At 73.3% G+C, this 17,353-nt stretch carries 16 protein-coding genes; 8 read left to right on the top strand and 8 right to left on the bottom strand.

Translation table 11 applies throughout. The annotated features are described in order from the left end of the window. The first annotated feature begins 11 nt into the window (after window positions 1-11). Both QPJ90_RS03035 and QPJ90_RS03030 read left to right on the top strand, forming a co-directional pair. Window positions 12-671 carry a DUF4166 domain-containing protein gene (locus tag QPJ90_RS03035; protein WP_290132995.1) on the top strand — a complete coding sequence of 220 codons (660 nt, stop codon included), beginning with the start codon at window positions 12-14 and terminating at the stop codon, window positions 669-671. Next, window positions 671-1,660, top strand: a complete 990-nt coding sequence (locus QPJ90_RS03030) for a DUF1731 domain-containing protein (protein WP_290132994.1) — start codon at window positions 671-673, stop codon at window positions 1,658-1,660. The genes QPJ90_RS03035 and QPJ90_RS03030 overlap by 1 nt, the downstream gene beginning before the upstream one ends. Here the strand turns inward: QPJ90_RS03030 and QPJ90_RS03025 are convergent. After that, window positions 1,629-2,696: an EamA family transporter gene (locus QPJ90_RS03025; RefSeq protein ID WP_290132993.1), complete on the bottom strand. Its 1,068-nt coding sequence runs from the start codon at window positions 2,694-2,696 to the stop codon at window positions 1,629-1,631. The two genes, QPJ90_RS03030 and QPJ90_RS03025, sit on opposite strands and share 32 nt — an antisense overlap. 71 nt (window positions 2,697-2,767) lie before the next feature. Here QPJ90_RS03025 and QPJ90_RS03020 point away from each other — a divergent pair, with 71 nt between their 5' ends. Beyond that, on the top strand, window positions 2,768-3,682 hold the full coding sequence (locus QPJ90_RS03020; protein WP_290132992.1) for a LysR family transcriptional regulator: 915 nt from the start codon (window positions 2,768-2,770) through the stop codon (window positions 3,680-3,682). Between the two features lie 179 nt (window positions 3,683-3,861). Here QPJ90_RS03020 and purB read toward each other — a convergent pair whose 3' ends face one another. The 3 genes from purB to QPJ90_RS03005 form a co-directional block, all read right to left on the bottom strand. Then, window positions 3,862-5,247 (bottom strand): adenylosuccinate lyase, encoded by a 1,386-nt coding sequence (gene purB, locus QPJ90_RS03015; RefSeq protein ID WP_290132991.1) that lies wholly within the window; start codon window positions 5,245-5,247, stop codon window positions 3,862-3,864. After that, entirely contained in the window at window positions 5,244-5,756 is a 513-nt protein-coding gene (locus QPJ90_RS03010; RefSeq protein WP_290132990.1) for a low molecular weight protein-tyrosine-phosphatase, read from the bottom strand. The genes purB and QPJ90_RS03010 overlap by 4 nt, the downstream gene beginning before the upstream one ends. A 173-nt stretch (window positions 5,757-5,929) precedes the next feature. Beyond that, entirely contained in the window at window positions 5,930-6,328 is a 399-nt protein-coding gene (locus QPJ90_RS03005; protein ID WP_290132989.1) for a phage holin family protein, read from the bottom strand. 50 nt (window positions 6,329-6,378) lie between these two features. On the opposite strand from QPJ90_RS03005, the gene QPJ90_RS03000 reads away from it, so the two are divergent. From QPJ90_RS03000 to QPJ90_RS02980, 5 genes are all read left to right on the top strand, one after another. Further along, window positions 6,379-7,458, top strand: a complete 1,080-nt coding sequence (locus QPJ90_RS03000) for a histidinol-phosphate transaminase (RefSeq protein WP_290132988.1) — start codon at window positions 6,379-6,381, stop codon at window positions 7,456-7,458. Window positions 7,459-7,481: 23 nt separating this feature from the next. Next, window positions 7,482-8,615 (top strand): thiamine pyrophosphate-dependent enzyme, encoded by a 1,134-nt coding sequence (locus QPJ90_RS02995; RefSeq protein ID WP_290132987.1) that lies wholly within the window; start codon window positions 7,482-7,484, stop codon window positions 8,613-8,615. An 89-nt stretch (window positions 8,616-8,704) separates the two neighbouring features. Further along, window positions 8,705-9,664, top strand: coding sequence for an alpha-ketoacid dehydrogenase subunit beta (locus QPJ90_RS02990; protein WP_290134158.1), 960 nt, complete (start codon window positions 8,705-8,707; stop codon window positions 9,662-9,664). A 37-nt stretch (window positions 9,665-9,701) separates the two neighbouring features. Then, window positions 9,702-11,276 (top strand): dihydrolipoamide acetyltransferase family protein, encoded by a 1,575-nt coding sequence (locus QPJ90_RS02985; RefSeq protein ID WP_290132986.1) that lies wholly within the window; start codon window positions 9,702-9,704, stop codon window positions 11,274-11,276. 96 nt (window positions 11,277-11,372) lie between these two features. Next, window positions 11,373-11,948 (top strand): GNAT family N-acetyltransferase, encoded by a 576-nt coding sequence (locus tag QPJ90_RS02980; protein WP_290132985.1) that lies wholly within the window; start codon window positions 11,373-11,375, stop codon window positions 11,946-11,948. 151 nt (window positions 11,949-12,099) lie between these two features. Here the strand turns inward: QPJ90_RS02980 and QPJ90_RS02975 are convergent, their stop codons facing one another. The 4 genes from QPJ90_RS02975 to QPJ90_RS02960 all read right to left on the bottom strand — a co-directional run bounded on the left by QPJ90_RS02975 (window position 12,100) and on the right by QPJ90_RS02960 (window position 17,334). Beyond that, window positions 12,100-13,386: an alpha/beta hydrolase-fold protein gene (locus QPJ90_RS02975; RefSeq protein WP_290132984.1), complete on the bottom strand. Its 1,287-nt coding sequence runs from the start codon at window positions 13,384-13,386 to the stop codon at window positions 12,100-12,102. Beyond that, window positions 13,383-15,431, bottom strand: coding sequence for a DUF2156 domain-containing protein (locus QPJ90_RS02970; RefSeq protein WP_290132983.1), 2,049 nt, complete (start codon window positions 15,429-15,431; stop codon window positions 13,383-13,385). The genes QPJ90_RS02975 and QPJ90_RS02970 overlap by 4 nt, the downstream gene beginning before the upstream one ends. 81 nt (window positions 15,432-15,512) lie before the next feature. Further along, window positions 15,513-16,709, bottom strand: a complete 1,197-nt coding sequence (locus QPJ90_RS02965) for a histidine kinase (RefSeq protein WP_290132982.1) — start codon at window positions 16,707-16,709, stop codon at window positions 15,513-15,515. Next, the gene (locus QPJ90_RS02960) at window positions 16,702-17,334 is read right to left on the bottom strand and encodes a response regulator transcription factor (RefSeq protein ID WP_290134157.1); all 633 of its coding nucleotides are present in this window, start codon (window positions 17,332-17,334) and stop codon (window positions 16,702-16,704) included. The genes QPJ90_RS02965 and QPJ90_RS02960 overlap by 8 nt, the downstream gene beginning before the upstream one ends. Between the last annotated feature and the right edge of the window lie 19 nt (window positions 17,335-17,353).

Raw genomic sequence — 17,353 nt, 5'->3', positions numbered from 1 at the left:
AGGATCGGGGCGTGGTCCGGTCGCCGTACGAACTGAGCACGCCCGCCGACGTCCTGGCCGGGCTGCACCCACGACTCCGCACCTACTTCGGCGCGGTGCCACCGGGTCACGTGGGCCGGGGCACGGGGGTGTTCGACGTCGTCGGCACGCCACGGCGGTGGCTCTGGCCGGTGCTCGCCTGGTTCGCCCGCGACGCGGTGATGTTCCCCGTGTGGGAGCTCGACGTGCCGTTCACCGTGGAGAACCGGCCGGTGCGGGTCGGGCGCGGACGAGGGGCAGAGGGGCACGTCGCGGTCCGGGCCCACCGGACGTTCCGGTTCCGCACCGGCGACCGCACGATGGTGGACGCGATCACCGCCGGCCCCGACGGCCTCGTCGACCACCTCGGGCGTCGCGGGCGCGTCAGCGCACGACTCCGGGCGGAGGTCGACGCGGGCGGACCCGACGCGGGCGCCCTGCGCCTGGTCTCCACGCACGTGACGTTCCGGGCGCTTGGACGCGAGTGGGGCCTCCCGGCGGTGATCGCTCCGCGTGTGACGCTCGTCGAACGATTCGATGACGATGCGGGTCTCCAGCGCGTGTCCCTGGTGCTCCGTGCGCCGTTCGTCGGCACGCTGTACCGGTACGAGGGGGCGTTCCGCTACTCCGTCGTGCCGGAAGGAGGACGCTGATGGCAGCACCGGGACCGGGCCCGAAGGCCCGGGTGGTCGTCGCAGGAGCGAGCGGCTTCGTGGGGCAGTACCTCCGTCGCGCGTTCGCGGACGAGGGGTACGAGGTCGTCACCGTCGGACGGACCGGCGACGCCGTGTGGGGCAACACCCTCCGGATCCGTGAGCTCGTCGACGGCGCGGCGATGGTCGTCAACATGGCGGGCAAGAGCGTCAACTGTCGGTACGGGCGGCGGAACCGTCGGGAGATCCTGCGCTCGCGGGTGGAGACGACGCTCGAGCTCGCCGAGGCGATCCGCACGAGCGAGCACCCGCCGCCGCTGTGGGTGAACGCCTCGACCGCGACGATCTACCGGCACGCCGACGACCGCCCGCAGGACGAGCACACCGGGGAGCTCGGCGAGGGGTTCTCGGTCGGCATCGCGAAGGCGTGGGAGCAGGCGTTCTTCGGGGCCGACCTGCCGTCCACGCGGCGGGTCGCACTCCGGATGGCGATCGTGTTCGGCGACGGGAGCGCCCTCGTACCGCTGCTCCGACTGGCCCAGGCCGGGCTCGGCGGCCCGCAGTACGACGGCGCGTGGTTCCCGACCCCGGCACGGCTCCGTGCGGGCACCTACCACGAGCACCGCCGCACCCGGGGACGGCAGAAGTTCTCGTGGGTGCACATCGACGACGTCCTCGGCGCGATCCGCTTCGTCCGAGACCGCCAGGACATCGAGGGACCGGTCAACGTGTCCAGCCCGAACCCGTCGGACAACCGGACGGTGATGGCGACGATCCGGGACGCCGTCGGGCGCCGCATCGGGCTCCCGACGACGCGGTGGATGCTCGAGCTCGGGTCGTTCGCGATCCGCACCGAGACCGAGCTCGTCCTGAAGAGCCGGTGGGTGGTGCCGACGCGGCTCCTCGAGGCGGGCTACGAGTTCCGGTACCCGGAGCTGCGGGGGGCGCTCGCCGGGATCATCGCGGAGCGTCGGCAGCACCGGGGCTGAACGCCGGAGCCGCCGCGCCAGCGGCGCCCGGCACGGCGGCCAGCCCAGCCAGCGCACCCGGCACGGCGCCCGGCCCGCCCGGCACGGCGCCCGGCCCGCCCGGCACGGCGGCCGCGACCGCCGCTCCCGCGGCGGCCGACCCGCCCGCAGCCGGCCCGCCCGGCAGCGCCCGTGCCGCCGGCCGCGACGACCACAGCACAGCCCCGACGACGACCGCCCCCGCCACGATCTCGACCGCGTCCGGTACCTCCCCGAACGCCACCCACGACGCGAGCACCCCGATCACCGGCACGAGCATCGAGAACGGCGCCACCGTGCTCGACGGGTACGACGCCAGGAGACGGGACCAGATGCCGTACCCGACGAGCGTCGCCACGAGCACGATGTAGAGCAGCCCGAGGTCGGCGGGCAGGGCCGATGGCGTGAACACGGTGCCGAGCGCCCGCCCGATGCGCGCCGGCCCCTCGACCGTCAGCGACAGCACGGCCATCGGCACGGGCGGCACGATCGACCACCACAGTGTCAGGTGCAGCGGGTTCGACGCCCCCGCCCGCCGGGTCGCGACGTTGCCGATCGCCCACCCGAGCGCCCCGCACAGCGCGAGCACGACGGGCAGCAGCGCCGCCGCCTGCGCCCGGTGCACGGCGATCGCGGCGAGGGCGCACACCGCCACCGTCACCCCGATGACCTGCCGTCCGGTGAGCCGCTCGCGGAGGAACACCCCCGCGAGCACCACGGTGAACGGCGCCGACGCCTGGAGCACGAGCGATGCGAGCCCCGACGGCATCCCCGACGCCATGCTCAGGTACAGGAACGCGAACTGCAGCACGCCGAGCCCCAGCCCGACGAGCAGGAGCCGTCCGAACGGGATGCGCGGGCGCGGCACGAACAGCACGGTCGGCACCGCGAGGAGCGTGAACCGCAGCGCCGCGAGCAGGAACGGCGGGAAGTGGTCGAGGGCCAGCGCGGTGGCGGGGAAGTTCAGTCCCCAGGCCACGGCGACGACGACGGCGAGGAGACGATCACGGGCGAGCACCCTCCAACGATGGCTGCGGAGAAGCTGTAGCACCAGCGAACAGTTCGACACCGAGGTTGTAGGGTCCCTGCATGGTCGACTTCGACGTGCAGCTCCTCGCCGTCCTCCGGGAGCTCGCCGAGCGCGGCAGCGTCACCGCCGTCGCCGAGGCCACCCACCGAACGCCGAGTGCCGTCTCGCAGCAGCTCCGCACCCTGCAGCGACAGGTCGGGACACCGCTCGTCGAGCGCAGCGGCCGCGGTGTCCGCCTCACCGACGACGGGCGGGTGCTCGCCGGGCTCGCCGCCGGCATCGCCACCGCGGTCGCCGAGGTCGACGCGGCCTGGCGCGACCACGTCGGCGGAGCCGTCGGCCGGGTGGACCTCGCGATCTTCCCGTCGGCCGCGGAGCTGCTGCTGCCGGGCCTCCTCACCCGGATGCGCGAGCACCCCGGCATCGAGCTCGTCCTGGTCGACGTGGACGTCAGCGAGGACGAGTTCGGCCCGCTCGCCGCCGACCACGACGTCGTCGTCGGGCACCGGCCGGACGGGGCGCCACCGGCGGGTCGGTCCGGCCTCGAGACCGTCCCGCTCCTCCGGGAACCGCTCGACGTCGCGTTCCCGCCGGACCACCCGCTCGCCGGACGCCGACGGGTCGGGATCGACGACGTCGTGGGGGAGACCTGGATCGGTGTCCCGGAGGACTACCCGATCGATCGCGTGCTCACCGCGCTCGCCGCGGCGACGGACACCCCGCCGAGCGTCGCGTTCCGGACCATCCACCTACCGGTGATCGAGAACCTCGTGGCCGCCGGACACGGCATCGCGCTCGTGCCGCGGTACACGTCGGGCACGCGCGCTGCCGGACGGTTCCACCTGGCGGAGCTCGCGGACGTCCGAGCGGGACGGCGCATCGATGCGCTCGTCCGTCCGGACCGTGCGGTCCGTCCCGGCGTGCGCACCGTCCTGGAGGCACTGGTCGCCGAGGCGCGGGACGTCACCACCTGAGGTGGTGACGTCCGCGGCGGGGCCGACCCGTGCCTCTCCCCACCGGCACGGCCTGCCCGCCGCTGGCGCATCGGCCAGGAACCGGCGGCGTGGGCCCAGGCCGGCGCGTCAGCGCACGACCACCCCGAACGCCGACGGCCGCCTCCGCAGATCGCGGAGACGGCCGTCGGACTCGGAGGTCACACGTCGAGGTGGTCGACCAGCTCGTCCGCCAGCCCGGTGTAGGTGGCGGGCGTGAGGTTCGTCAGCCGGGCCTTCGCGCCGTCCGAGATGTCGAGGCCGTTCACGAACGCGACGAGGTCCGCCTGCCCGATGCGCTTGCCGCGGGTGAGCTCCTTGAGCATCGCGTAGGGGTCCTCGATGTTCGACTGCCCGGCCGTGACCTCGGCGCGGATGACCGTCTGGATCGCCTCGCCGAGCACCTCCCAGTTGCCGTCGAGGTCCTCCGCGAGCCGCGACTCGTTCACGGCGATCTCCGACAGCCCGCGGCGGAGGTTGTCGAGCGCGAGCAGCGAGTGCCCGAACGCGACGCCGATGTTCCGCTGCGTGGTCGAGTCCGTCAGGTCGCGCTGCAGCCGGCTCGTCACGAGCGTCTCGGACAGCGTGGAGAACAGCGCGGACGAGATCTCGAGGTTCGCCTCGGCGTTCTCGAACCGGATCGGGTTGATCTTGTGCGGCATCGTCGACGAACCCGTCGCACCGGCGACCGGGATCTGCGTGAAGTACCCCATCGAGATGTAGGTCCACACGTCGGTCGCGAGGTTGTGCAGGATGCGGTTCGCGTGCCGGACGCGGTCGTACAGCTCCGCCTGCCAGTCGTGCGACTCGATCTGCGTCGTCAGCGGGTTCCACGTCAGGCCGAGGCCCTCGACGAACTCGCGCGACAGCGTCGGCCAGTCGGCCTCGGGGTCCGCGGCGAGGTGCGCCGAGAACGTGCCGGTCGCGCCGCTGAACTTGCCGAGGTACTCGGTCGCCTCGACCTGGGCGAGGACGCGCTCGAGGCGGTACACGACGACCGCGAGCTCCTTGCCGAGCGTGGTCGGGGTGGCCGGCTGGCCGTGCGTGTGCGACAGCATCGGCACGGCCTTGAGGTCCTCGGCCATCGTGCGGAGCGCCGCGATGACGGCCTTGAACGCCGGGAGCCAGACCTGGTCGACGGTGTCGCGGACGGTGAGGGCGTACGACAGGTTGTTGACGTCCTCGCTCGTGCACGCGAAGTGCGTCAGCTCGGCGATCGCGTCGAGCCCGAGCTCCGAGAGGCGACGACGGACGAAGTACTCGACCGCCTTGACGTCGTGCCGGGTCGTGGCCTCGATCTCGCCGAGCTCCGCGATCTGCTCCTGCCCGAACGTCTCCGCGACGCGGCGGAGCGCGGCCTTGTCGTCGACGCTGAGCGGCGACGTGGTGAACATCGCGTGGTCGGTCAGGAAGACCAACCATTCGACCTCGACCACGATGCGTGCGCGGTTGAGGCCGGCCTCGGAGAGGTGCTCGCCCACCGTGTGCACGATCGGGTAGTACCGCCCGTCGAGCGGGCTGATCGGCTGCGGGGGAAGGGGGGTCATGGGGCTCCCTGACGGACTGCCGGCTCGAGCTGTCGGAAGAGCGCCCGGCAGGCCCGCTCGACGGTCGAGAGCACTCGGTCGAACTCGTGCCGGTCCGCGTAGTACGGGTCCGGTACGTCGGTCTGCTGGGGCCAGGCGTCGTCGTACCGCAGGAGGAGCGTCACCTTCGCGGCGTCGTCCATGGTCGGTGCCCACGAGCGCAGGACGCGTTCGTGGGAGCGGTCGAGTGCGACCACCAGGTCGAGGTCCGGGAACCGGTCCGGGTCGAACTGGCGGGCGCGATGCCTGCTGCCATCGTATCCGCGCGCGGCGAGGGCCGCGATCGTGCGCTCGTCCGCGGGCTCGCCGACGTGCCAGTCGCCGGTGCCGGCGGACTCGACGACGAAGCGGTCGCTCAGCCCGGCGTCGGCGGCGAGCTGGGCGAAGACGATGCCGGCCATGGGGGAGCGGCAGATGTTGCCGCTGCAGACGAACGAGACGCGGAACGGGGCGTCGGCGTCCTGTGTCATGGGGACATCATGGCGCAGTGCGGTGACGTCGGCGACACCCGTGATCCTGCCGGGAGGCACGGTGCAGGTCGACGGGGCCGGCGTCGTCGGGCGGTCGGTCGGTTCCGGCGCGTGCGCGCTCACACGCCTGCGCGGTGCGGTCCGGTGCCCCGTCGGCGCGGGCGCCGGCGCGCTCACGCCCGCTGGCGGCTCAGCACCGGCCGGACGAAGAGGCCGATCAGCCAGGCGAACACGGCCAGCACGAAGGCGCCGACGATGCCCCAGCCGAACGACTCGACCTGCAGGCCGAAGCCGATGGCGGTCGAGATGCCGGCGACGATGAGCAGGAGCACCGCGTTCACGACGAACGAGATGAGCCCGAGGGTCAGGATGTAGAGCGGGAACGCGACGACCCGGATGATCGTGCCGATCACGGCGTTCACGAGACCGAACACGAACGCGACGAGCAGGTAGGTGAGGACGGTCGCGGTCGTGCCGCCGTCCCCGAACGCGGTCACGGAGACGCCGCTCACGAGGAGGGTGGTGAGCCAGAGCGCGAGGGCGTTGACGACGAGGCGGACGAGGAATCGCATGCGCCCATGATGCCGTCGTGCAGCCGCGAGGGTGCCGCTAACCTGCTGTGATGAGCGACGAGCGCGTCCACATCCGCCCCGACATCGCGGTGCTCCCCGCCTACAAGCAGGGTCGACAGGCCGCGGCCGACGCCTTCAAGCTCTCCAGCAACGAGAACCCCTTCGCGCCGCTCCCCGGTGTCGTGCAGGCGGTCCAGGCGCAGACGGCGTTCAACCGCTACCCCGACGCCACCGCCCTCGCCGTGCGCGCCGAGCTCGCGCGCCGCTTCGACGTCACCGCCGAGGAGGTCCACGTCGCACCGGGGAGCGTCGCGATCCTGCACGAGCTCGCGAAGGCCACGAGCGGCCCCGGCGACGAGGTCGTGTACGCGTGGCGGTCCTTCGAGGCCTACCCCGGAGTCGTCACGGTGGCGGGGGCGACGAGCGTGCAGGTGCCGAACCGGCCGGACGGCGGGCACGACCTCGACGCGATGGCGGCCGCCGTGACGGAGCGCACGCGCATGGTGATCGTCTGCACGCCGAACAACCCCACGGGGCCGATCGTCACCGCGGACGAGTTCGAGCGCTTCATGGTCTCGGTGCCCTCGACCGTGCTGGTCGTCCTCGACGAGGCCTACGCCGAGTTCGTCACCGACCCCTCGGCGGTCCGCGGCGGCGCGCTCGTCGGCCGGTTCCCGAACCTCGTCGTCCTGCGCACGTTCTCCAAGGCGTACGGGCTCGCCGGCCTCCGGGTCGGGTACGCGGTCGGGCCGCAGTACGTGCTCGACGCCGTCCGTGCGTGTGCGATCCCGCTGTCGGTGACGGCACAGGGCCAGGCCGCGGCGCTCGCGAGCCTCGAGCGCGAGGACGAACTGCTCGAGCGCGTCGCCGAACTCGCCGCCAGCCGGGACCGCATCGTCGCGGCGCTCCGGGAGCAGGGCTGGCCGGTACCGGACGCCCAGGGCAACTTCGTGTGGCTGCCGACCGGTGCCGGGACCGCCACCGCGGCCGAGGCGTTCGAGGCCGCCGGCATCATCGTCCGGGCCTTCCCGCCCGAGGGGATCCGCATCTCGATCGGCGAGCACGAGGCTGTGGAAACGCTCCTCGAAACGGCGCGGTCGCTTGTGGGGGACCTCACATCGGCACGTTGAGCGCTGCCGCTACGCTGGCCCGCATGTCATTCCGCGCCGCGGCCCCCGCGACGACCACCGTCCGGCTCCTCGACCCCGAGGGCCGGTTCGTGGAGACCGACGAGAACGCCGAGTTCGCCGCCGCAGCGCGGGCGATCCCGGACGAGACCCTGCTGGCGATGCACCGCCGCATGGTCCTCACCCGTCGGTTCGACCACGCCGGTCACAACCTCCAGCGCACCGGGCAGCTCGGCCTCTGGGTGCCGAGTCACGGGCAGGAAGCCGCGCAGACCGGCTCCGTGTTCGCGCTCCGCGCCCAGGACCACGTCTTCCCGTCGTACCGCGAGCACGCCGTCACCACCGAGCGTGGTGTCGAGCCGATGGAGATCATCGCGATGTACCGCGGCCAGACCCACGGCGGATGGGACCCGGACGAGCGCGGCAACACGCACATCTCGACGCTCGTGATCGGCTCGCAGACGCTCCACGCCACGGGCTACGCGCTCGGCCAGAAGCTCGACGGGGTGGTCGGCACGGGCGACCCCGACGTCGACGCATGCTCCATCGTGTACTTCGGTGACGGCGCGACCAGCCAGGGCGACGTGAACGAGGCGTTCGTCTTCGCCTCGTCGACGAAGGCTCCGGTCGTGTTCTTCCTGCAGAACAACCACTGGGCGATCTCGGTCCCGGTCACGGTCCAGTCGCCGACCCCGCTCGTCGACCGCCCGCGGGGCTTCGGCATCCCGAGCGTCCTCATCGACGGCAACGACATCCTGGCGTCCTACACGGCGTCCGTCGTCGCGACCGAGCACGCCCGGAGCGGGCAGGGCCCGGCCTTCATCGAGGCCGACACCTACCGCATCGGCGCCCACACCAGCTCGGACGACCCGAGCCGCTACCGCGCCGACGGCGAGCTCGAGGACTGGGTGCGCCGCGACCCGATCGTCCGCTCCGAGGCGTACCTCCGCTCGAAGGGCGCGACGGACGAGCAGTTCGCGGCGTTCGACGCCGAGGGCGAGGACCTCGCCGCCGACGTCCGCCGCCGGACGGTCGAGCTCACCGCGCCGCCCGTCGACGTCATGTTCGACCACGTCTACCGTGAGCCGCACCCGCTCGTCACCGAGCAGAAGGCCTGGCTCGCGCAGTACGAAGCCGGCTTCGAGGGGAGCGCCCACTGATGAGCACCACCGAGCAGCTCTTCGACTACACGCTCCGCGCCCACCCCGGCGCCGGCGAGGTCCCGAGCGACCCCACCCCCACGCTGACAATGGCCAAGGCGCTCAACGCCGGGCTCGCCGCCGCGATGCAGGCCGACGACAAGGTCCTGCTCATGGGCGAGGACATCGGCCAACTCGGCGGTGTCTTCCGCATCACCGAGGGCCTGCAGGACCGCTTCGGCCCCGAGCGCGTGCGCGACACCCCGCTCGCCGAGTCCGGCATCATCGGCACCGCGATCGGTCTCGCCCTGCGCGGCTACCGGCCCGTGGTCGAGATCCAGTTCGACGGCTTCGTGTGGCCCGGCTTCGACCAGATCACCTCGCAGCTCGCGAAGATGCAGAACCGGCTGCCGGCCCACATGTCGCTCCCGGTCGTCATCCGCATCCCCTACGGCGGCCACATCGGTGCCGTGGAGCACCACCAGGAGTCCCCGGAGGCGTACTTCGCCCACACCGCGGGCCTCCGGGTCGTGAGCCCGAGCACCCCGAACGACGCCTACTGGATGATCCAAGAGGCAGTGGCGTCGAAGGACCCGGTCGTCTTCCTCGAGCCGAAGTCCCGGTACTGGCCGAAGGGGCAGGTCGACCTCGTCGACGGCCACGTGCCGATGCACACCACGCGCGTCGCCCGCACCGGCACCGAGGTCACCCTCGTCGGCCACGGCGCGATGGTCGCGACGCTCATGCAGGCTGCGGAGATCGCCGAGTCCGAGGGCACGAGCTGCGAGGTCGTGGACCTCCGGTCGATCTCCCCGATCGACTGGGAGCCGCTGCTCGCCTCGGTCGCGAAGACCGGCCGACTCGTCGTCGCGCAAGAGGCCTCCGGCTTCGTCAGCGTCGGCAGCGAGATCGCGGCGACGGTCGCCGAGCGGGCGTTCTACACGCTGCAGGCCCCGCCGCTCCGGGTGTCCGGCTTCGACGTGCCGTTCCCGGTGTCGAAGCTCGAGCACCTGCACCTCCCGGACGCCGACCGCGTCCTCGAGGCCGTCGACCGCGCCCTCGCGTACTGACCCCCGTCCGACCCCGAACGACGTCGAAGGAGCCGTAGTGGCCGCCGCCGAATTCCCCCTGCCCGACGTGGGCGAAGGCCTGACCGAGGCCGAGATCGTCCAGTGGCGCGTCGCCATCGGGGACGAGATCGCCGTCGACCAGGTCCTCGTGGAGATCGAGACGGCGAAGTCGCTCGTGGAGCTCCCGTCGCCGTTCTCCGGCACCGTCACCGGCCTGCTCGTCGCCGAGGGCGACACGGTCGAGGTCGGCCGACCGATCATCCGGGTCGACTCGGACGCGCTCGCCGGTGGCCAGCCGGGAGGCGCGGCCCCCGTCGCCGACGCAGCCCCGGCCTCGCCCGTGGTCGCGCCCACCCCGTCGGTCGCGCCCGCCCCGGCGGCACCGGCTCCCACTGCGTCCGCGCCCGTCGCTGCGCCCGCGGCACCCGCCGCCGCCCCGGCGGCAGCCGCCACGCCGGTCGCTCCGGCCGTGCCGGCGGCCGCGGCACCGACGTCGGTCGCCGACGGCGCGGGCGTCGTCGGGACCGACGAGACCTCCGGCGCGGTCCTCGTCGGCTACGGCTCGGCGACCTCCGCACCGTCCCGCCGGAAGCCGGGCGCCCGCCGGGCCGCGGCCCTCGCTGCGGAGGCGAGCCGTGCCTCCAGTGCGGACGCCGCAGCGCTCGCCGCAGCCGCTGCGGACCCGGGTGAGGACTCGACCGCGGACGCCGTCGCGAGCCAGGGCACCCGCCCGCGGAAGCAGAGCGTCGCGACCAACGTCCTCGCGAAGCCGCCGATCCGGAAACTCGCCCGTGACCTCGGGGTCGAACTGAGCGAGATCGTCGCCACGGGGCTCTCGGGTGAGATCACCCGCGACGACGTCATCCGGCACGCGAAGCAGGCCAGCGTGTTCCGCAACATCGAGACGCCCGAGTGGGGCGAGGTCCGCAGCGAGACCATCCCGGTGAAGGGCGTCCGCAAGGCCATCGCGACCGCGATGACCACCTCGGCGTTCACCGCGCCGCACGTGTCGCTGTTCGTGGACGTGGACGCGACGCACACGATGGAGTTCGTCAAGCGCCTCAAGGCCTCGCCGACGTTCGCGGGGGTCAAGGTCTCGCCGCTGCTCATCGTCGCGAAGGCCGTCATCTGGGCGGTCCGTCGCAACCGCTCGGTGAACTCGACCTGGACCGACCGCGAGATCATCGTCCACCACTTCGTGAACCTCGGCATCGCCGCGGCGACCCCGCGCGGGCTCATCGTGCCGAACATCAAGGACGCGCAGGACATGTCGCTGCTCGAGCTGGCGCAGGCGTTGGAGGAACTCACCCTCACCGCCCGCGACGGCAAGACGAGCCCGGCGCAGATGGCGAACGGCACCGTCTCGATCACGAACATCGGCGTCTTCGGCATGGACACGGGAACGCCGATCCTCAACCCGGGCGAGGTCGCGATCGTCGCCATGGGCACGATCAAGCCGAAGCCGTGGGTCGTCGACGGCGAGGTCCGGTCGCGCATGGTGACCACGATCGGTGCCTCGTTCGACCACCGGGTCGTCGACGGCGACGTGGCGTCGCGGTTCGTGCACGACGTGGCCTCGGTGCTCGAGGAGCCGGCGCTCCTGCTCGACTGAGGCTCCGCGTGCGGGATGCCGCACGTGGCGAGCCGAGTCGCGCGGATGTCGCGTGGTGTTCACGCGGATGTCGGTGGTGCGGGTGAGGATCGGAGCATGGTCCACCAGCTCCTGGTCCCCCCGCAGGAGATCCGAACGGATCGCCTGCTCCTGTCACCGCTGACGCCCGGTGACGTCGACGACGTGCACGCGCTCTTCTCGGACGCCCGCACGTGGCAGCACCTGCCCGCGGGTCGGCACCGCTCCCGGGCGCAGACGGTCGAGCTCGTCCAGGCCAAGATCGGTGGACGCATCCGGCACGGCCTCGGTTCCTGGGCTGTCCGCTCGGTGCACGACGGCACGTTCCTCGGGGTCGCCGGGGTGGACATGACCGCCGGTCACGTGTGGAACCTCGGCTACCGGTTCGTCCCGGAGTCCTGGGGCAACGGCTACGCGACCGAAGCCGCTGCCGCCGCGGTCCGGGCGGCGCACGACACCGCGGCGGACGTCCCCGTCACCGGGCGCGTGCTCACGAACAACGCCGGGTCGGCCGTCGTGCTCCGGCGCTCCGGACTCTCCCTGGTGTGGCAGGGCACGACCTCGTCGCCGACGCCCGCCGGGGTCGAGCGCCAGGTGTGGTCGGACCGGGCCCTCAGCAGCGAGCAGCACGACTGGCTCGTCGCGCACGCCTGAGCGGGGCGTCCGCCACGTCCCGTCACGGCGCCACGCTGCGCCGTCGAACCACGGGTACGACGTCGAACCAGGCGCGGCGGTCGGTTCGACGTCGGTTCCGTGGTTCGATGCCGCTGCCGTTCCTGCTCGGGGGCACGCGCCAGGTCGACGGTCAGTCGGCGAGCGCGTCGCAGAGCTGCGGCAGCTGCGAGCGCAACGACCACTGCACGGTGTTCCAGTCGTGCCCGCTCTTCGGCGCGGGCATGAACCGCGTCCGAATGCCGGCGCGCGCTGCGGCGGCACCGAGCAGCCGAGCGTTCTCGGTGAACTCCCGGTCGCTCGACCCCGCCGTGAGCCAGAGGTCGTGCCCGCGGTAGGGTGCGTGGTCGGCCATCAGCGCCCGGGGTGCAGCGGCCCTCCACCGTGCGACGGACCCGCCGAACGCCTGGTCCGCGCTGTGCTGCGGCGACTGGTCGATCGGCTGGAGCTCGCTCGAGATCGCCAGCGCCGCCGCGAAGTCGGACGGGTGCCCGGTGAGGAACTGCACCGCGCAGGTCGCCCCCTGCGAGAAGCCGACGAGCCCCCAGTGCGACCGGTCCGGCGTCACCGGCAGGTGTGACTCCGCCCACGCCGGGACGTCCCGGGTGATGTAGGTGTCGACGTCCCCGAGTCGGGAGTCGACGCACATCGTGTTCCGACCGGGCGCGGAGAGCTGGTCGACGGAGAGCACGATCGGCGCACGACCGTGGTGGGCCCGGGCGTAGGCGTCGAGCACGGTGCCCATCTGCCCGGCGGTGAACATGTCGCTCGGCGCACCGGGTTGACCGGCGAAGGCGAGGACGACGGGCAGCGGGCGGGGGTCACGGACGAGGGCGGCCGGCGGGAGGTACACGATCGCGGGCCGGGCGTCGAAGTGCGACCGGCGTCCGGGGATCGTCACCGTGCGGACCTCGCCGACGGCCGGCATCGTGGCGGCGGGGGCCGCGTCCGTGTCGAACGCCGGGTACGGGTCACTCTGGACGACCGTGCCGAGCGTCGGGTACTTGGCGAACTCGACGTTCACCCCGAGCGCCGGCACGAGGAGTGCGGCGGGCACGAGGACGACCGCGACGGCCCGACGCCAGCGCCCGCCCTGCACCAGGGCCGTGACCGCGAGCGCGAGGGCCGCTGCGGCGAGCGCGCACCACATCCGCGTCACCGGGCTGAGCGCCACGCCGAACAGGTTCAGCACGTCGCTCGTCACCCAGCAGGCGAGCAGCACGACCACCGCCGCGGCAGCCGCGATCCCCGCCCGCAGCCCGACACCACGCCACGCGGCGCGGGAGTGCCAGGCCGCCGCCCGTCGCCGGACCGCGGGGAGCAGGACGAGCAGGGCGACGACGACGAAGGCGAGGTCGATCGGGACGAGCTTCGACGGCGCCTGCAGCTGGGTGGCGAGGAGCCACTCGGTGACGGTCACGAGCGACCGGCGGCAGCGGGCGGCGTCGTGGCCGGCTGCTGCTCCGGAGCGTGCGACCGCCGGTGCGCCTGACGGAGTGCCCACAGGTGCTTCGGCCGCAGCCCCGGCACGTACGCCGTGGCGAGCGCACGGGCGACCCGCGGCACGTGCAGCGGCGTCGGGACCACGAGCCAGAGCGGCTCGTGCCGGGCACCGAACTTCTCCTTGAAGCGCTGGAGCGACCGGAAGCCGTACACCGGCTCGAGGACCCGGGCGAGCACGGCGGAACCCCGGGTGACGAGGACTCCGGCGCCCGGGTGCACGGCGAGCGGCGTCCCGGACAGGCTGATCGTGGTGAGGCCGGCGTCGCGTGCACGGAGGGCGGTCCGGGCGATGAGGAACTCCATCACGCCGGGCATCCCGTCCTCGCCGCGGCGCATCACGTCGAGCGTCCACCCGGTGAGGGCACCGCGCTCGTGCACGGGGAGCCAGCTCGTGACCCCGACCACGCGGTCCTCGGCGTCGATCGCGAGCATGAGCCGCACGTCCGGGTCGTCGAGCTCCCGGAGTCCGCCGAGCGTGAAGCCCATCTCCGGCAGCCGTCGGTCGGCCGCCCACCGGGTGCAGATCGCCTCGACCTCGCTGCGGTGCTCGGGCGACAGCGCAGCGAACGTCGTCCACTCGTCCCGCACGCCCTCGCGGTCCGCGCGGTTCGAGGCGGTCCGGAGGTCCTGGCGCTTCTTGCCGCTCAGGCTGAACGCGGTGACGTCGAGCACGGCCTCGACCCCGACCGGCACGGACGTCCAGCCGTCGGCCGCGAGGATCTCCCGCACGGGTTCGTGCACGCTCGTGAACGCGGGCACCCAGCCGTTGCGCTCGCAGGCCGCCGCGAAGGCACCGAGCACCTCGGCGCGGTCCGCAGCGGCGCACACCGGGTCCGAGACGGTCAGCGCGACGTCGCCGTGCACGCGGTACGCGACCGCGCCGAGGCCGTCCGGGTGCACCCAGGTGGCGTTGCCGTGCCAGGTGCCCATGTGCCCGAGGCTGCCGGCGTCCCCGTCGCGGAGCATCTCGACGAGCGCAGCCTGCGACCCGTCGACGGCGCGGAAGCGTGCGCGGACGAGGCGGCCGTGCAGCCCGAGCACCACGACGACGACCGTGGCGGGCACCAGCCACGCGCCGAGGAGCGTGACCTGCCACTCGAGGGCGTCGAGGCCCAGCCCCTGCCACTGCACGCCGCCCTCCTGCATCGGCTCGATGAGGAACGCATCGGCGAGCACCGCGGTCAGCGTCACGAGGACGCCGACGGCGATCGTCACGCCGAGTCGCCGGCCGTGCTGGACGAGCCAGGCTGCGATCAGCAGGAGGACGCCCACGGCGGCGACCGACCGGTCGCTCATCGCGTCCGCGAACGGCGACAGGACGCCGTCGGCCTGCGGGACGACGAGGGTCACCAGGGTGCCGGCGCCGAAGGCGCTCAGGGTCGCGACGACGAGCGTCCGCGGTGGCGGCACCGCGCGTCCGGTGCGCTCCACCGGCCGGGAGGCACGGGGCGCGACGAGCACGCCGGCTGCGGTCCCGAGGAGGGTCGCCAGGGCACGGGCCAGGTCCGACCCGTGGCCAGCGAACAGCACGAGCGTGAGCACGACGGTCCAGAGGACCGCGCGGACACGCCACCGCGACTGCGTCGGCATCGTGGCGGACGCCGCGCCGAGCAGCGCCACCGCGACCGTGGACGGCGCGGTGAGGGGCTGCCCGACCGCGGCCTCCGCATGCGCCTCACCGAGTGCCGATCCGAGGCTCACGACGGCGAGCGTGATGCCGGCGGCGAGCAGGGGTGCGGCGACCCCGACGAGGACCGTCCGGACCGAGCCGAGCCGGCGTTCGGCGACGAGCGTCGCGAGGACCACGGCGACGAGGGCGAGGCACGCCACCGGCGGGTGGTGCGGGAAGTCCGGCTCGGAGTGCATCATCCGCGCCGAGACGATCAGTGCCGTCGCGACGATCGCGACGACGACGGTCCCCGGGAACGAGCGGAGCCGGGAGAGGACGGGAGGGAGTGCCACGTCCTCATCGAAGCGGCGGACGGGGTGCCGGCACATCGCTCCGGGGCGTGATCCTCGGGTGGCCGATCGGCCATCCGGACCTCATCCGCCCGACGGCGTGTGGTCGGCGGGGATGCGGAGGTGCAGCGCGTACCCGTCGCCGGGCTGCGGGCCGGCCTCGAGCGACCCGCCGAGCAGCGACGCGCGTTCGCCGAGTCCGATGAGGCCCAGCCCCGAGCCGGGCAGTTCGAGCCGTTCGGCACGCGCGGGGCCGTTCACGAGGTCGACGAGGACCACGCCGTCGTGCATCCGGGCACTCACCCGCACGGCGGCGTCGGGTGCGTGCTTCCGGACGTTCGTCAGCCCCTCCTGCACGAACCGGTACACCGCGCGCTGCACGGGCTGTCCGAGCGACTCCGGCAGGTCGACGGTCGCGGTGGTCTCGAGGCCACTGTCGGCGATGAGCCGCGGGAGGTCGGCGAGCACCGGCTGCGGGGCGATCTCCCGCGCGGTCCCGCCCGAGGCGCGCAGCACCTGCACCATCTCGCGGAGTTCCTGCAGCGTCACGACGCAGAGCTGCCGGATCGTCCGGGCGAACCCCCGCTCGGCCTCGTCCCGTCCCGCGACCTGGACGGCCCCGGCCTGCACCGCGATGAGGGTCACCTGGTGCGAGACGACGTCGTGCATCTCGCGCGCGAGGAGGGCGCGCTCGCGGGACAGCGCGACCTCGGCGGCCTGCCGTCGTTCGTCCTCGCGGGCGAGCCGGACCTCGGCGAGCTGCTCGGTCAGCCGCGCGCGGGTCCGGACGAGCAAGCCGATCGCCAGCGGCCCGAGCGCGAAGATCACGGCGTAGAGGATCGACACGACGAGCTCGTCGAGGCTCTGCGGCGGGCCGACGAAGCCGCTGAAGCCGACGAACTGCACGGCGGCGGCGACGAGCATGAGCCAGCGTCGGTCCGTGCGCTCCCCGAGCGTGAAGAGGGCGATGCTCGCGGCGACCACGGCCGAACCGACGAACAGCCCCGGCATGGTGAGCGCGAACGCGAGGACCGGCAGCCGGCGGCGCAGGAGCAGCGCCGCGGCGGCGAGGAGCGACAGCCCGGTCTCGACGGAGGTCGCGCCGGAGATGTCGAGCACGGCGTCCGCGACGGCGGCCACGACGAACAGGACGTCGACCACCCACCAGGGTGCCCGGTGGGTGCGCGCCCAGCGCAGGCCGACGTCGACGAGGCGGTCGAGCCTCCCGTCCGTGGCCCGGAGGGCCTGCACCAGCCGCGACCGGTCCCGGTGCTCAGCCATCCAGCAGTCCCGCCTCGGCTGCGCGCAGTGCGAGCTGCACCCGCGTCGGGACGCCGAACGCCACCAGGAGTGCGCGGACGTCCTCCTTGACCGTGCCGGTGCTCACCCCGAGCCGTCGCCCGATGTCCGGGTTGCTCGCGCCGTCGGCGATGCACCGGAGCACCTGGCGCTCGCGGTCGCTCAGCGGCGGGACCGCGACGGGGCTCCTCGTCGCGAAGAGCCGACGGCGGTCGACCCCGGGTGCGAGGACCACACCGCCGCGGGCGAGGACGCGGACGTACTCGGCGAGGGCCTCGGGGTCGGTGTCCTTGAGCAGGAACCCGGCAGCGCCGAGCTCCATGGCGCGCCCGATGTACTCCTCGGCGTCGAACGTCGTGAGCATCGCGACGGCCGGAGGCTCGGGCAGGGCGTGCACCTCCCGCAGGACGTCGAGACCGTTCACGTGCGGCATCCGCACGTCGAGCAGGACGACGTCCGGGCCGTGCTCGGTGACCACCCGGACCGCGTCGACGTCGTTGGCGGTGGCGACGACGTCGATGTCCGGCGCCGCCCCGAGGATGAGTTCGAAGCCGTAGCGCACGAGCGTCTCGTCGTCGACGATCACCACCGAGGTCACGGCCGTCATCATGTCACGGGCGTTGGCG

Origin of the sequence: Curtobacterium sp. 458, from assembly GCF_030406605.1 — a bacterium.
In the GTDB taxonomy this organism is placed as follows: domain Bacteria; phylum Actinomycetota; class Actinomycetes; order Actinomycetales; family Microbacteriaceae; genus Curtobacterium.
The sequence above is the reverse complement of the archived record's forward strand: the minus strand, read 5'-3'. Positions and strand labels throughout refer to the sequence as shown.